Source organism: Corynebacterium doosanense CAU 212 = DSM 45436, assembly GCF_000767055.1.
Taxonomy (GTDB): domain Bacteria; phylum Actinomycetota; class Actinomycetes; order Mycobacteriales; family Mycobacteriaceae; genus Corynebacterium; species Corynebacterium doosanense.
Genome location: NZ_CP006764.1, coordinates 2,312,264 through 2,325,951, shown reverse-complemented (window position 1 = coordinate 2,325,951; position 13,688 = coordinate 2,312,264). Strand labels below are relative to the sequence as shown.

Here is a 13,688-nt window from a genome sequence, read left to right as displayed (position 1 = left end):
TGCCGACGTCAGGACCACCTCTCCATGTCATCTTCCCCCGTCATCCCTACGCACTCCTCCGGGCGTGCGAAGGCCATGATTGCCGTGGCGGCCGCAGCCGCCTTTCTGGCCACCTTCAACGAGACCTTCCTTAACGTCGCCTTCACGCCGATCATGCGTGACTTCGGCGTCGACGTGAACACCGTGCAGTGGCTGACCACGGGGTATCTGCTGGTTGCCGCCGTGTTTGTCCCGGTCTCCAACGTTCTCTACCACCGCTTCCCCACACGGGTGCTCTTCAGCGGCGTCGTGGCGATCATGGTGGTGGCCTCCATTCTCGGCGCGCTCGCCCCGACCTTCGGCGTCCTGCTGGCCGCCCGGCTGCTCCAGGCGATCGGCACGGGACTGCTCACCCCGATCGGCATGAACATCACGCTGGCGATGTCCCCGCGCGAGAAGCTCGGTATGAACATGGGCATCATGGCCGCCATGACCACGCTCGGCCCGTCGCTGGCGATCGTGTTGTCAGGTGTGCTGCTGACCGTGGCGCCGTGGACCACCCTCCTGTGGGTGTTCGGCGCGCTGGCGCTCGTCGTGCTCGTCGCCGGCGCCGTCGTCCTGCGCAATGTCGCCGAACTCGGACGACCGGTCCTGGACATCGTCTCGTTCCTGTTAGTCGCCTTCGGACTCGTGGGTGTGCTCTACGGTGTCTCCGCGGCCTTCGGCGGATCGGCGCTCTACGCCGGTATCTCCGGGGTCGTCGGCCTGGTCGCCCTGTGGGCGTTTGTGCTGCGCCAGCGCCGCATCGAACATCCGCTCATCGATCTCCGCCCGTTCGCCAGCATTCCCTTCGTGCTCGGCGTGCTCATGACCATGCTCGGCCTCATGTTTGTCTTCGCCATGAACGTGGTCATCCCGCTGTTCCTGCAGTCGGCACATGGCATGGCTCCGCTCGGGGCGTCGCTGGCCCTCGCCCCCGGAATCCTGCTCACCGTGTTCATGGGACCGGTCGCGGGCAAGCTGTTCGACCGCACGGGCGGCCGCTGGTCCATCCCGGCCGGTTTCCTGGTCATGGCCGTGTTTGTCACCCTGGTTGGTGTGGCCGCCGGCTACTCGTCCATCGTGCTGTTCGCCGTCCTCTACATCCCTGCGGTCCTGGCCACGGCCTTTGTCGTCGGCCCGTCACAGACCTTCGCGCTGTCCCATCTTGACCGGGAGACGAGCGCCCACGGCGTGACCGTTGTGTCCACCAGCTTCCAGATCGCCGGCTGCGTGGGCACCTCCCTGGCCGCGGGCCTCTACGGGGCGCTGACCGCAGCCAACATCACCGCCGGCAGGGACGAGTTCGACTCCCTGCTGACCGGGTTCCACGGCGCGGTGGCCCTGGTGGTCGCCGTGTCCGTCATCGGCATCATCCTCGCGTTCCTGGCCCACCGCTCGACCCGGCCGTGCGTCACCGAGACCCGGGAACCCGCCCGGGCGAAGGACGTCGACGGCGCGGTCGAGTCCGTCATGCGCCCCGACGTCTACGCGCTCTCGACCGACCAGACGGTCCTGGCCGCGCTGCAGACCTTCTCCGAGCGCGGGATCTCGGGTGCTCCGGTGCTGAATGCGGACAACACCGCGGCCGGATTCCTCTCCGACGGCGACGTCATGCGTTACCTCTCGGCGACGGCACCCTCGTCCACGTCGATCTACTCTTTCGCGGCGGACGACGACCTCACCGAGGCCATGGCTGAGCTGGGCTCGGTGAATGTCATGAGGCTGGCGACCCACGACGTGCGCACGATCGACAGGAATGCATCGGTGGCCGACGCGGTGGCGGCGCTCTCCGACGCACGCATCAAGAAGATCCCCGTGGTCGACCCCGGCACCGGCGTGGTCGTCGGCGTGGTCAGCCGCTCCGCCATCAACCGCCTCGCGGTCGAGCACTATCTGCGCAACTCAGATGCGGCACTCGCCCCGGCCAGGTAGCCGCCGCTTTTCGACGGCTCCCCAGCCATTTTGTTTGCCGGGAGTCAGAAGGAACCGCAGCTGCTGGGCGCGGGCTGGTTGTTGAACCGGTCGATGAGGAAGTTCAGTGACCTGGGCGTGTCGGTGAACAGGCCGGCAGCGTGATCCGCTCCCAGCGGGACGCTGCTGGTCAGGCTGCCCAGCGGGCTGCCGTTGAAGTACACGGCGCTGCCGGCGCTGCAGTAGACGTTGCCCAGCGCGCGGACCTGGTGGTTGGGGATGATGTCGTCCACGGGCGAGCTGCCCAACATGATGGGGCCGGTGGGGGCGGTCTTGCCCAGGCTCTCCCGGGCGAAGATTCCGGAGATGACGGGATCTTCGGAGGCCACCTCGGACATGGACTGTCCGGTGACCGTGAACTGCCTCGTGTCCGTCAGTGCCCACTGGAGGGCGGAGTCGACGATGCAGCTGTTGGCGTTCTCCGCCACGAAGGCCTTGCCGCGGTCGTTGAGTTTCTCGTCGAGAACCTGCTTCAGTTCCGGGTAACGGTCCGAGTAGCCGGCGATGGCGTAGCCAAACACGCCGACGATCCCGGACCCGTCGACGGCCTGGAGAACCGCCTCGAGGTTCGCTGGCGGAGCCCCGGCGTAGGTGCCCTTGATATTGAGCTCCGGAGCGTAGGCGGCGGCGTGTTCCGCGGCGGCGGCGACGGCGCCGCCACCCTGCGAATAACCGAAGAATCCCACGGGGGAGTCCGCGGGAACTTCCGCGGCGGCGAGACCAGCGCGGGCGGCGTCGAGGACCGCGTGGGCCTGCTCGGTGTTGTCCACGTAGGTGTGCACACCCGGCGTGCCCAGCCCGATGTAGTCGGTGACCACCACGCGCATGCCGTAGTAGCTGGCGGCGTACTGGAAGGGGGACTCGTAGTTGACGTTGGCCGTGAGGCCGGCAGGATCGGCCGCGCCGACCAGTCCGGCGGTGCGCGACGGGGCGCAGGAGTCCGCGGCGCCGCGGGTGCCGGGGGCGACGACGATCGTCGGGGTGGGGCCCTCGCCGGCCCACCTGGTGGCGGGTTCGATGACGTACCCCGAGACCGCGACGGTCTCTCCGTGGGTTGTGGTGGACGTGTAGAGGATCTTCTCGGCGTACCCGGGAAGGGTGGGTCCGGCGATGTTGAGCAGGTGGGGGGCTGGCTGGGTGCGCAGGAGGGTGCCTGGGGTGGACGGCAGGTCGGCCGGGGGAATGTAGAACGGATCAGCCGGGTCGAACAGTGGCCCGGAACCGGTGATCAGGGCGTTCGAGGAGGCCCAGTCGGCCCCGCTGGAAAGCTGCGCGGGAGTTGCCGCAGGATAGGCCGGGGCGGGAAGCGAGGACATTGCATCGGGTTCCTGCGCAGCGGCCACACCGGTGGAGCCGAGAAGCGCCGCGAGCAGGAATGGGAGGGTCTTTTTGAGCACGTGCGGGACCACCTTGGGGAGAGAACTGTTTCACAAAAGATACAGGATCGTGATGTTTGATTGGCGATACTACGGAATGCCGGATGATTCTTAAGCGAAATTGAAAAGAACCCAACCCCGGGGGCACCACGGCGCCGGCGGTAGAGTGAGAGCCAACATTCGCCGGAAGAAAGGCATGACCGTGGGAATCACGTACCGCTCACGCAAGAAGGTCGGAAAAAACAGCTGGATCAACGTCTCCGGATCGGGTGCCTCCGCCTCCACCAAGGTCGGGCCCGTGACGTTCAACTCCCGCGGCGGGGTCTGGGTGAACCTGCCGGGCGGCCTCAACTACCGCGGTCGCTGGCGCTAAGAGAACTAGCCCGGCAGGCGGAATCGACCGTCGCTGTCCTGGGTGGCCAGGCCGTCGTCGATAAGCGAGAACAGGCAGCGCGACCGCTGTGCCGCGTCGGGCCACACCACGTCGATCTTTCCCAGCGGAACCGGCCCGTCGGCGTCGCGGAGCACGGCCATGATGAGCCCGCGCACCTGACGGTCGGTGCCGGCGAACTTCTGCACCCGCCGTTTCGCCGAGCGGGTCTCCTCCTCGGAGGGTTCGGGGCAGCCGGCGAGCTGCCACGCGCACTGATCCAGCAGCGGACACTGATCGCACCGGGGCGAGCGGGCGGTGCAGACCAGCGCGCCCAGCTCCATGAGCGCGGCCGACATCCGCGGCCCGCGTGAGGGGTGGTTGGGGAGGATGGACGCGACCTCGGCAAGCTCGCGCCTGCTCGCGGGCCCCTGCAGGAACTGCCCGTCCACCGCGCGCCGGTAGACCCGCCGCACATTCGTGTCCACCACCGGAACGTTCTGCCCGAAGTGGAAACACGCCACGGCCCGCGCGGTGTATTCACCGATTCCGGGCAGGCTCAGGAGCGTATCGACGTCCCGTGGCACCTCTCCGTCAAAGCGGCGCACGATCTCGCGTGCGCATTCGAGCAGGCGCAGCGCCCGGCGGGGATAGCCGAGCCGGTCCCAGGCGCGTAGCACCTCGTCCGTGCCGGCGGCCGCGAAATCCGCCGAGGTGGGCCAGCGCTGCATCCACTGCTCCCACAGCGGAACCACCCGATTGACCGGGGTCTGCTGGCTCATCACCTCGCTGAGCAGGACACCCCACGCGGTCGACCGGCCGTCGCGCCACGGCAGGTCACGCTCGTGGGTGTCGTACCAGGGCAGAAGAGCGTCGGCGAGAGGTGAGGAGTTCATCGTCCGCAGCAGTCTACCTACCGCTGATATAGGTACGTGCAACAATGAACCCCATGACACTGCAACCGACGCCCGCACAGGCATGGGAGCGACTCAGCAAAGGCAACGAGCGCTTCGTCCAGGACAATCTGGCACACCCGAACATGGACAAGGACCGCCGCGAGAAACTCCGTCTGGGCCAGAACCCCATCGCCGTGGTTCTCGCCTGCTCGGACTCGCGCGTGCCCGTGGAGCACATCTTCGACGCCGGCCTCGGCGATATCTTTGTCGTGCGCACCGCCGGGGAAATCCTCGGTGAGGAGGTCATGGGTTCGGTGTCCTACGCCGTGAACTCCCTCGACGTCCCCCTGGTCATCGTGCTCGGCCACGAAGGATGCGGTGCGGTGGCGGCCGCTGTCGAAGCTCTCGACGGCGGCGACCTGCCCGATGACCACCAGCGGATTCTCATCGAGCGCGTGGCGCCGTCGATCCTCGTGGCACGTAATGAGGGCAAGACGAAGTCGTTTGAATTCGAGCGTCGACACGCGGCGGAAACCGCGGCGCAGCTGATCCAGCGCATGCCCAAGCTGGGGCAGAAGTCCGCCGAGGGGACCGTCGGCCTGGTCGCCGCCCGGTACCGGCAGGACACCGGCGCGGTGGAGACCGTGGCCACCTACGGCGGCGTGGATGAGCAGCGGACCGTGGCGACGATCAATCCAGACACGCCCGCCGCTCCTTAGCCCAGGTAAGGGCCGGCACGGAATAAAGTTGTCGGCGTGACGAACTCCAGCAACCAGCGCCTGCCCGAAGAGATCTACCAGCGTCGCCGCGCCGCCGCGGCAGTCGTGGTGCTCATCGTCGTGGCGCTGCTCGTCTGGGGGCTCAGCGCTCTCGCCCGCTCGGGTGGCTCCGACAACTCCGGCAACACCGATGCGGCCGCCGCCAGCACCACCACGTCTGCGGCGGCTACCGCGACTACTACGACGTCCGCGTCCTCGGAGACCTCCACGACCTCCACGACCTCCACGACGGAATCCGCCACGGAGAGCGAGTCCGAGACCACCACCGCGGCCAGCGGCGACGGCTGCACCCTCGACGACCTGGAGATCTCCGCGAGCAGCGACCAGGCCACCTACCCGGCCGGCGCCCGCCCGACCTTCTACATGACCGTGGCCAACCCCACCCGCTCGGACTGCAAAGTCAACCTCGACGACGAGGTGCTGCGTTTCGAGGTCTACAGCCTCACCACCAATGCCCGCATCTGGTCCGACATCGACTGCTTCCCCTCGGTGAAGACCGGCGAGGAGACCTTCAAGGCCGGCGAAGAGCGATTCTTCGAGGCGGTCTGGTCCCGCACCGGATCTGCGCCCGAGCAGTGCGACGACCGGGCTGCCGTCCCCGCGGGCAGCTACCTGCTGCACACCGTCATCGGGGACAACCCCTCCGAGCCGCACACCTTCAACGTGCGCTAATCGGCGTCAGCGGCCTCAGCAAGGTCGTTGAGCTCGTAGCTCCCCTTGCCGTCGATGGTCTCCCGGATGATGTCGGCGTGGCCGACGTGGCGGGCGATCTCCGTGCAGAGGTGTAACAGGCACCAGCGGGCCTCCCAGGACTCCAGATCGTCCGGATACCACGGGGCCTCAGGAACGGGCACGGGTGCCGACAGGTCCGAGACCTTGTCGAGGTTGTCCGTGGCATAGCGGACCCCACGGTCGAAGTAGTCGAGAGCCGCGGTGAGGCCCCGGGGATCGGCCACCAGTTCATCGAGCGAATGGTCCTGCATGTCCGTGGGCAGCTCCGGCTCTTTCGGCGCAGAGGCAGCGTCGGCGGACCAGAACACGGCCACCTCCGCGGTGTGCATGAGCAGGCTCGTGAGGCTGAGGTCCGACGCGGTGGGTGTGCTGTTGGCCTGCTCGTCGCTCAGGCCATGAACCGTGGTGCGCATCTGCGCGAGCTGCTGCAGGGCGTAGGTCTTCAGGACGTCGAGTTCTCCACTGGCATTGGGGGTGAGAAATCCCATGAGGTCTCCTTGGATTCGTTGAAACCGGAGTTTTTCCGGCCGCGCACACAGACTCACATCCACGGCGGACAGATTCTGTCCTAGATTTACCGCCATGACCGATCCCACCACCCGGGCACTGTCGCTCCTGGGCCTTCTCGATAGTCGGGGCAGCTGGACCGCCGCCGATCTCGCCGAACGGCTCGGGGTGACCTCGCGGACCATCCGGCGGGACATCGACCGGCTGCGCGCTCTCGGCTACGTCATCGAGGCGGACGGCGGCCCCGGCGGCGGATACCTCCTCGGCCGCGGCCAGGTGATGCCGCCGCTGCTTCTCGACGAAGGCCAGGCCGTCAGCGTCACCCTGGCCCTAATGAAAGCGGCCCGCCACGACTCCGGCATCGAGGCGGAGGCCGCACTACGGGCCCTGTCCACGATCGACGCCGTCATCCCGGCCAGCCTCCGTGCCCGACTCGGCGCGCTGCGGGAGTCCTCCCTGGTCCCGGAACAGGGCGGGGGAGTCGACGCCACCGCGTTGCTGACCTGCGCGGACGGGGTCCGCAGGCAACGTCGGCTGACCTTCACCTACCGCGACCGGTTCGGCACTCTCACCGAAAGAAACGTCGAGCCACATCGCCTCGTCATGCGCGGCGGGACCTGGAAATTGGTGGCCTATGACCTGGGCAGGGAAGACTGGCGCACGTTCCGGGTCGACCGACTCGGCGGCGCCGAGGTGGGGACCTGGCAGTTCACCCCGCGCGTCGGAGCAGAGGATGCCGCGGCGCGTCTCGACGAACCCGTGCCGCCCACCGCCTGGCGGCACCCGTTCACCGTGCACGTTTCGGCCCCGCTCGCCGACGTGGAGCAGAGCATGCCCAGGTTGGCCGGGCGATTTCGGGCCGTGGACGACACCCACTGCGAGTTCACCACGGGCGTCGATGACCCGGAAGAGGCTGCCTGCTGGCTGGCCCGGATGCCCTTCGACTTCCACGTCTCCGGTGATGACGCGGTGAAACTCTCCCTGGCGAGGCTGGCGCGCAGGCTGCACGAGGCAGCCGGGTGAGTTACCTCGATACCGCCGCGATCGCCTCCGCCAACGTCGACGCCTGCGTCACCCGTAGCCCCTTCACCGCGATCTTCTCCCCGGCCGGAACCACGGCGCGCTCATAGCCGAGCCGCGCCGCCTCCTGCAGCCGTCGGGCCAGGTTCGGCACCCGGCGCAGCTCCCCCGCCAGGCCGACCTCGCCGATGACCACGGTCTTCTGGGGCAGGGGAGTCTCGTGCAGGGACGACCAGGTGGCCAGCGCCACCGCCAGGTCAGTCGCCGTTTCGGTGATCTTCATGCCTCCCACGGTGGCGACGTAGGCGTCCTTGTCGTTGGTCCGCTGGCCGGCGCGAGCCTGCAGCACCGCCAGGACCATGGGGACGCGGTTGGCGTCCAGGCCGGTGACCACGCGCCGCGGGTTCTTGGCCACGGGGTCGACCGTCAGCGCCTGCACCTCCGCGAGGATCGGCCGCACGCCGTCCATGGCCACCGTCACCGCGGAGCCGTCCGGGGTCTGGCCCCGGTGGGAGAGGAAGAGACCGGAGGGGTCCGAGACCTCCCGGATGCCCTCGGCGGTCTGCTCGAAACAGCCGACCTCGTCAGTGGCGCCGAAGCGGTTCTTGATGCCGCGCAGCATCCGCAGGCTCGACTGCTTGTCGCCCTCGAAGTTGAGCACCACATCCACCAGGTGTTCCAGGACACGGGGACCGGCGACGTTGCCGTCCTTGGTCACGTGGCCCACCAGCAGGATGGGAATCCCGGTGGTTTTGGCCAGGGTGGTCAGGGCGGCGGTGACGGCGCGGGACTGGGCCACTCCGCCGGCGACGCCCTCGACTCCGGCGGCGTGCATCGTCTGGACGGAGTCGACGATGACCAGGCTGGGTTTCAGCTGCTCCACGTGGCCGAAGATGATGTCCAGGTTGGATTCGGCAGCGAGGTAGAGCGTGTCCATCAGCGCCCCGGTGCGTTCGGCGCGGGAACGCACCTGGCCCGCGGATTCCTCGGCGGTGACGTAGAGCGAGGTGCGGGTTCCCTCGCCGTCGACATCCTTCTGCTGCGCCCACCTGGCGGCGACCTCCAGCAGCAGCGTGGACTTGCCCACGCCCGGCTCACCGGCCATGAGGACGACCGAACCGGGCACCACGCCGGCACCGAGAACCCGGTCGAGCTCACCGATGCCGGAGGAAACTGACCGTGAGGTGGCGGCGCTGATCCGGGTGATCGGGGTCGCAGGCGTGTGCGGGGTCAGGCCCTTGGGCACAGCGCCGGACACAGCGGCCGTCGCCGCCACCCCCGCCGAGGACGCGGAGGCGGACTCCTGGAGGGTGCCCCACGACCCGCATTCCGGGCATCGCCCCAGCCACTTGGGGGAGGAGTACCCGCACTCGGAGCAGGTGTGGATCACGCGGGTCTTCTTGGCCATGGGGCACACCTTAGACAGTGGGGTGGACAGGGCTCGTGGCGAGTGCTCTGAACAGCAAAAACCCGCCGAGAGGGCTCGGCGGGTCAGTGGCGGAGAAACTAGTGGGTGGTGTTGCTCTGGCCGCCCGTGTAGTCGGTCTCGTTCTCGCCGGCGGGCAGGCCCGGGGCGACGACGGGAGCGTTGACCTCAATGGGATCGAGGTTGTCGAAGTTGAACGTCACCTGCACGGCGCCGCCATAGGCGAAGTCCTGGTTCTCCAGGGAGGTCACCACGTACTGGATGCAGTTGTCCTCGTCCTGCGGGAGGGCCTTGATGCCGTCAGCGAAGTCGGCGACCAGGCTGCAGTTCGCGGCGATCGGCTCAGTCTTGCCCAGCTCCACTTCCTGCCCACCCACGGTGACGGACTCGAGGGTGACCTCTTCGCCCTCGGGGTCCTGGTTCGTGGCGGTGAACTTGAGGGCGGCCTCGCCGGTGTTTTCGTCGAGAAGCACGTTGACGTCCATGACGGCGACGCCGGTGGCCCGGTCACCGGCGGTGGCACCGTCGACCGCTGCGACCTGGCTGGAGGTCTGGGTGATCTGGCCGGCGGAGCAGGCCACGAGGGCGAGCGCGGACAGGGCTGCGGCGGAGATGGTGCCGCCACGACGAGCGACCGGCTTCAGGGACTTCACGACTTGTCCTCCAACATTGAGGTTCTTAAAGGTTGCTATACAGCCCTCCACCTTAGCTTCTCGGACCGGCCGGTACACAGTCAGTCTCCCGCCCACCCGCAGCTGCGGGGGTGGACGGGGCAAACTTTCGGCTCATTGCTCGTCGGGTGCCGCCCCAGGCTGAGTGGGAAGGGTACCTCGCCCGGTGGTATGATCCAGGGCCTAACTGTGTTTTTCTGGCCCCTGCCAGCGGCGGTGTCCCGGCAGGTGGCCGCGGTGCCCGAACATCAACGGTGAGGCCCTACCCACGGCCCCACGAAGGAGTGACAATGGAATTCAAGGTCGACGAAGTTGTCGTTTACCCGCACCACGGTGCAGCCAGGATCACCGGCATCGAGACCCGCGAGATCGGCGGCGAATCCGTCGAGTACCTCGTCCTCAAGATCCTCCACTCCGATCTCCAGGTTCGTGTGCCCACCAAGAACACCGAGCTCGTGGGTGTCCGCGACGTTGTCGGTGTCAAGGGCCTAGAGAAGGTCTTCTCCGTCCTTCGGGAGGAGGACGTCGAGGAAGCTGGCAACTGGTCTCGGCGCTACAAGGCCAACCAGGAGCGGCTGGCATCCGGCGACATCAACAAGGTGGCCGAGGTCGTGCGTGACCTCTGGCGCCGCGACCAGGATCGCGGCCTCTCCGCAGGTGAGAAGCGCATGATGGGCAAGGCCCGCGGCATCCTCGTCGGCGAACTCGCGCTGGCTGAGCCGGTGGACGAGGAAAAGGTCGCCGAGCTGAAGATCCGGGTCGACGAGACCATCGAGCGCCACCGCGCCGCCGGCCTGGTGGACGTCCCCGCGCCCGAGTTCGACGATGACGTCGTCCTGGCGGACGTGAGCTTCGACGACGACGACGAGTAGAACCATGGGTCGGCCCGTCATCGCCCTGGTCGCCGCCGCCGGACGGGGTACCCGGCTGGGCGCGGAGACCCCCAAAGCCTTCGTTCCCCTGCGCGACAGAACGCTGCTGGAGCGCTCCGTCGAGGCGATGATCGCCACCGGCTGCGTGGACGAGGTGATCGTGCTGGTCAGCCCGGACATGGAGGGCGATGCTGCCGCCGTGCTGGGGCGCAGCGGCCTGGATCGCGCGCAGATCCCCGTCCGTCTCGTCCACGGCGGCGGCGAGCGGGCCGACTCCATCTGGGCCGGCCTACAGGCCATCGGGGAGGACGATGCCGTGGTGCTCGTCCACGACGCCGCCCGAGCCCTGACCCCGCCGGCGATGATCGCGCGGGTCGCCCGGGCTGTGCTCGAGGGGTCGCCCGCCGTGATCCCCGTGCTCCCGGTGTCGGACACGATCAAACGGGTGGCGGGACAGACGGTCGTCGATACGCCCGACCGCGCGGGACTCCGTGCGGTGCAGACCCCGCAGGGTTTCGATCTCGCTGCGCTGCGTGAGGCGAACCGGGCGTACTTCACCGAGGCGCAGCAGTCCTTCGTGGCCACGGACGATGCCTCGCTCATGGAGTGGCACGGCGCGGAGGTCACGTGTGTGCCGGGTGATGCCCTGGCCTTCAAGGTCACCACACCCATCGACCTCACCCTGGCCACGGCAATCATCGACCAGGCTGAACACACTCCCCGGAAGGCAGACTCTTGATCCCACGAATTGGCACCGCCGTAGACGCCCACCAGATCGAGGAGGGGCGCGACTGCTGGATCGCCGGCCTGCTCTTCGACGGGGTTGACGGCTGCGAAGGCCATTCCGACGGCGACGTCGTCTCGCACGCGATCGTCGATGCGCTGCTCTCGGCGGCGAACCTCGGCGACCTCGGCTCGTTCGTCGGTGTCGGGCGCCCCGAATACGACGGCGTCGCCGGAGCGCAGCTGCTCCGTGAGTGCCGCGAGCTGCTCGAGCGCGAGGGTTTCACCATCGGCAACGTCTCCGCGCAGATGATCGGGCAGACCCCGAAGATGGGCCCGCGCCGCGAGGAGGCCGAGCGGGTGCTCTCGGAGATCCTCGGCGCGCCCGTGTCCATCTCCGCGACGACCACCGACAAGATGGGTTTCACCGGCTCCGGCGAGGGTCGCGCGGCGATCGCCAGCGCGCTGGTTGTTGCGGCGCAATGAAACGGCCGGCCCTGGTGAGGGGCCGGCCGTGTAGGAGCGGGGTTCTAACCGATGAAACGTCCGATGACGGGGACGTAGTAGTAGCGGGGGCCGTTGTTGATGCAGTCGTAGCGCGGCGGGAAGATGGCCGCCAGGGCGTCGTTCTGGTGGGCGTACTCGCAGGCGAAGCGGGTGTTGTACGGGCCGGACGGGAGGCTGGAGCCCTCCGAGGAGATCGAGACCTCGGAGTCGGCGGTGGCCGCTCCTGCGGTAGCGGGGGTCAGGGAGACGGCGGCGAAAGCGGCGAAGGCGGCTGCGATGAGGCGGGTCTTCTTCATGAGGGTGGGCTCCTTGTCAGGGTGTGGGGGTGACTCCTGTTGGCGACTGAAACGAAGTCTCACACCGTTCGTTCCACCGGCAAAGAGGTATGGGGAGAAGTCCCCACAAGCACCCGTACACTGGATCACTGTGACTCTGAGGATCTACGACACCGCCACCCGCACCCCGCGCGATTTCGTGCCCGTACGAGAGGGGCACGCGTCCATCTACCTCTGCGGTGCGACCCCGCAGGCCCAGCCGCACATCGGCCACCTGCGCAGCGGCGTCGCGTTCGACATCCTGCGCCGCTGGTTCCTCGAGCTGGGCTACGACGTCGCCTTCGTCCGCAACGTCACGGACATTGACGACAAGATCCTCACCAAGGCCGCCGACAACGGTCGCCCCTGGTGGGAATGGGTCTCCACCTATGAGCGCGAATTCACCCGCGCCTACGATCTCCTCGGCGTCCTGCCTCCGTCGGTCGAACCCCGCGCGACCGGGCATGTCACCCAGATGGTCGACTACATGAAGAGGCTTATCGACGCCGGCTACGCCTATCCCGCGCAGGGCTCCGTCTACTTCGACGTCCAGGCCTGGGTCAGGGCCGAAGGATCCGACTACGGAACACTCTCCGGCAACCGCGTCGAGGAGATGGAGCAGGGCGAGACCGACGACCGCGGCAAACGTGGCCCGCAGGATTTCGCCCTGTGGAAGGCCGCCAAACCGGGTGAGCCGAGCTGGCCCACCCCCTGGGGTGACGGCCGGCCCGGCTGGCACCTCGAGTGCTCGGCGATGGCCACCTGGTATCTGGGAGAGACCTTCGACATCCACGGCGGCGGCCTGGACCTGCAATTCCCGCACCACGAGAACGAGATCGCCCAGGCGCATGCGGCCGGGGACGGGTTCGCCAACTACTGGATGCATAACCACTGGGTCACCATGGCCGGGGAGAAGATGTCCAAGTCCCTGGGCAACGTGCTCAGCGTCCCCGCCCTGCTGGAGAAGGTCCGGCCCGTCGAGCTGCGGTACTACCTCGGCTCCGCGCACTACCGCAGCGTGCTCGAGTACTCGGAGTCCGCGCTGCTGGAGGCCGCACAGGGTTACCGCCGCATCGAGGAGTTCGTCGATCGTGCCGGGTCCCCAGAGCCGGGCGAGCTGACCGAGGGGTTCGTGGAGGCTATGAACGACGACCTCGCCGTTCCCCGGGCACTCGCGGAAATCCACGGCCAGGTCCGCGCGGGAAACACCGCGCTCGCCGCCGGGGAGAAGGACGAGGCACGCCGGATTGCCGGAAACGTGCGTGCCATGGCTAAGGTGCTGGGGGTAGATCCGCTGGATGAGCGGTTCGGGGGCGAGGGGTCGTCGAGAAGCGATGATGTCCTGGACGCCCTGATCCGGGCCGAACTGGACACGCGCACTCAGGCGCGGGCGGACAAGGACTTCGCTGCCGCGGACGCCGTCCGCGACAGGCTCGCGGCCGCGGGCATCGAGGTCACCGACACGGCAGACGGCCCGCAGTGGTCAATTAAATAAGGAAGTAA

General features: G+C 68.0%; 15 protein-coding genes. 9 read left to right on the top strand and 6 right to left on the bottom strand.

Going from position 1 to position 13,688, the window contains the following annotated elements; genetic code table 11:
• The first annotated feature begins 24 nt into the window (after positions 1–24).
• Complete coding sequence (locus tag CDOO_RS11385) at positions 25–1,953, top strand: MFS transporter (protein WP_245616223.1); 1,929 nt, start codon at positions 25–27, stop codon at positions 1,951–1,953.
• A 44-nt stretch (positions 1,954–1,997) separates the two neighbouring features.
• On the opposite strand, the gene CDOO_RS11380 is transcribed toward CDOO_RS11385, so the two are convergent.
• Entirely contained in the window at positions 1,998–3,389 is a 1,392-nt protein-coding gene (locus CDOO_RS11380; protein WP_020384683.1) for a lipase family protein, read from the bottom strand.
• A gap of 181 nt (positions 3,390–3,570) precedes the next feature.
• On the opposite strand from CDOO_RS11380, the gene CDOO_RS13710 reads away from it, so the two are divergent.
• The gene (locus CDOO_RS13710; RefSeq protein WP_081610398.1) at positions 3,571–3,741 is read left to right on the top strand and encodes a DUF4236 domain-containing protein; all 171 of its coding nucleotides are present in this window, start codon (positions 3,571–3,573) and stop codon (positions 3,739–3,741) included.
• Between the two features lie 5 nt (positions 3,742–3,746).
• Here CDOO_RS13710 and CDOO_RS11375 read toward each other — a convergent pair whose 3' ends face one another.
• Positions 3,747–4,634 (bottom strand): HhH-GPD family protein, encoded by an 888-nt coding sequence (locus CDOO_RS11375; RefSeq protein WP_018022844.1) that lies wholly within the window; start codon positions 4,632–4,634, stop codon positions 3,747–3,749.
• Positions 4,635–4,687: 53 nt separating this feature from the next.
• Between CDOO_RS11375 and CDOO_RS11370 the strand changes: the two genes are divergently transcribed.
• Complete coding sequence (locus tag CDOO_RS11370; RefSeq protein WP_020384684.1) at positions 4,688–5,353, top strand: carbonic anhydrase; 666 nt, start codon at positions 4,688–4,690, stop codon at positions 5,351–5,353.
• 36 nt (positions 5,354–5,389) lie between these two features.
• Positions 5,390–6,085, top strand: a complete 696-nt coding sequence (locus CDOO_RS11365) for a hypothetical protein (RefSeq protein ID WP_018022846.1) — start codon at positions 5,390–5,392, stop codon at positions 6,083–6,085.
• Here CDOO_RS11365 and CDOO_RS11360 read toward each other — a convergent pair.
• Positions 6,082–6,633, bottom strand: a complete 552-nt coding sequence (locus tag CDOO_RS11360) for a mycothiol transferase (protein ID WP_018022847.1) — start codon at positions 6,631–6,633, stop codon at positions 6,082–6,084. The two genes, CDOO_RS11365 and CDOO_RS11360, sit on opposite strands and share 4 nt — an antisense overlap.
• Positions 6,634–6,727: 94 nt before the next feature.
• Between CDOO_RS11360 and CDOO_RS11355 the strand changes: the two genes are divergently transcribed.
• Positions 6,728–7,675, top strand: coding sequence for a helix-turn-helix transcriptional regulator (locus CDOO_RS11355; protein ID WP_018022848.1), 948 nt, complete (start codon positions 6,728–6,730; stop codon positions 7,673–7,675).
• Between the two features lies 1 nt (position 7,676).
• On the opposite strand, the gene radA is transcribed toward CDOO_RS11355, so the two are convergent.
• Both radA and CDOO_RS11345 read right to left on the bottom strand, forming a co-directional pair.
• Entirely contained in the window at positions 7,677–9,080 is a 1,404-nt protein-coding gene (gene radA / locus CDOO_RS11350; protein ID WP_018022849.1) for a DNA repair protein RadA, read from the bottom strand.
• Positions 9,081–9,178: 98 nt separating this feature from the next.
• Positions 9,179–9,751: a hypothetical protein gene (locus CDOO_RS11345; RefSeq protein WP_018022850.1), complete on the bottom strand. Its 573-nt coding sequence runs from the start codon at positions 9,749–9,751 to the stop codon at positions 9,179–9,181.
• A gap of 308 nt (positions 9,752–10,059) precedes the next feature.
• Between CDOO_RS11345 and CDOO_RS11340 the strand changes: the two genes are divergently transcribed.
• From CDOO_RS11340 to ispF, 3 genes are read left to right on the top strand one after another with little or no spacing between them, the layout of a single operon-like run.
• A complete protein-coding gene (locus tag CDOO_RS11340) occupies positions 10,060–10,641 on the top strand; it encodes a CarD family transcriptional regulator (RefSeq protein ID WP_018022851.1) in 582 nt (193 codons plus the stop codon).
• A 4-nt stretch (positions 10,642–10,645) separates the two neighbouring features.
• Positions 10,646–11,380, top strand: a complete 735-nt coding sequence (ispD, locus tag CDOO_RS11335) for a 2-C-methyl-D-erythritol 4-phosphate cytidylyltransferase (RefSeq protein ID WP_018022852.1) — start codon at positions 10,646–10,648, stop codon at positions 11,378–11,380.
• Entirely contained in the window at positions 11,377–11,850 is a 474-nt protein-coding gene (gene ispF, locus CDOO_RS11330; RefSeq protein WP_018022853.1) for a 2-C-methyl-D-erythritol 2,4-cyclodiphosphate synthase, read from the top strand. The genes ispD and ispF overlap by 4 nt, the downstream gene beginning before the upstream one ends.
• A 44-nt stretch (positions 11,851–11,894) precedes the next feature.
• Here the strand turns inward: ispF and CDOO_RS11325 are convergent, their stop codons facing one another.
• Positions 11,895–12,167 (bottom strand): hypothetical protein, encoded by a 273-nt coding sequence (locus tag CDOO_RS11325; protein ID WP_018022854.1) that lies wholly within the window; start codon positions 12,165–12,167, stop codon positions 11,895–11,897.
• 130 nt (positions 12,168–12,297) lie between these two features.
• On the opposite strand from CDOO_RS11325, the gene cysS reads away from it, so the two are divergent.
• A complete protein-coding gene (cysS, locus tag CDOO_RS11320) occupies positions 12,298–13,680 on the top strand; it encodes a cysteine--tRNA ligase (protein WP_018022855.1) in 1,383 nt (460 codons plus the stop codon).
• Positions 13,681–13,688: the final 8 nt, after the last annotated feature.

Coding starts and splice junctions, on each gene's coding strand:
- CDOO_RS11385 (WP_245616223.1), top strand. CDS start 25: ATGTCATCTTCCCCCGTCATCCCTACGCACTCCTCCGGGCGTGCGAAG.
- CDOO_RS11375 (WP_018022844.1), bottom strand. CDS start 4,634: ATGAACTCCTCACCTCTCGCCGACGCTCTTCTGCCCTGGTACGACACC.
- CDOO_RS11370 (WP_020384684.1), top strand. CDS start 4,688: ATGACACTGCAACCGACGCCCGCACAGGCATGGGAGCGACTCAGCAAA.
- CDOO_RS11360 (WP_018022847.1), bottom strand. CDS start 6,633: ATGGGATTTCTCACCCCCAATGCCAGTGGAGAACTCGACGTCCTGAAG.
- CDOO_RS11355 (WP_018022848.1), top strand. CDS start 6,728: ATGACCGATCCCACCACCCGGGCACTGTCGCTCCTGGGCCTTCTCGAT.
- radA (WP_018022849.1), bottom strand. CDS start 9,080: ATGGCCAAGAAGACCCGCGTGATCCACACCTGCTCCGAGTGCGGGTAC.
- CDOO_RS11340 (WP_018022851.1), top strand. CDS start 10,060: ATGGAATTCAAGGTCGACGAAGTTGTCGTTTACCCGCACCACGGTGCA.
- ispD (WP_018022852.1), top strand. CDS start 10,646: ATGGGTCGGCCCGTCATCGCCCTGGTCGCCGCCGCCGGACGGGGTACC.
- CDOO_RS11325 (WP_018022854.1), bottom strand. CDS start 12,167: ATGAAGAAGACCCGCCTCATCGCAGCCGCCTTCGCCGCTTTCGCCGCC.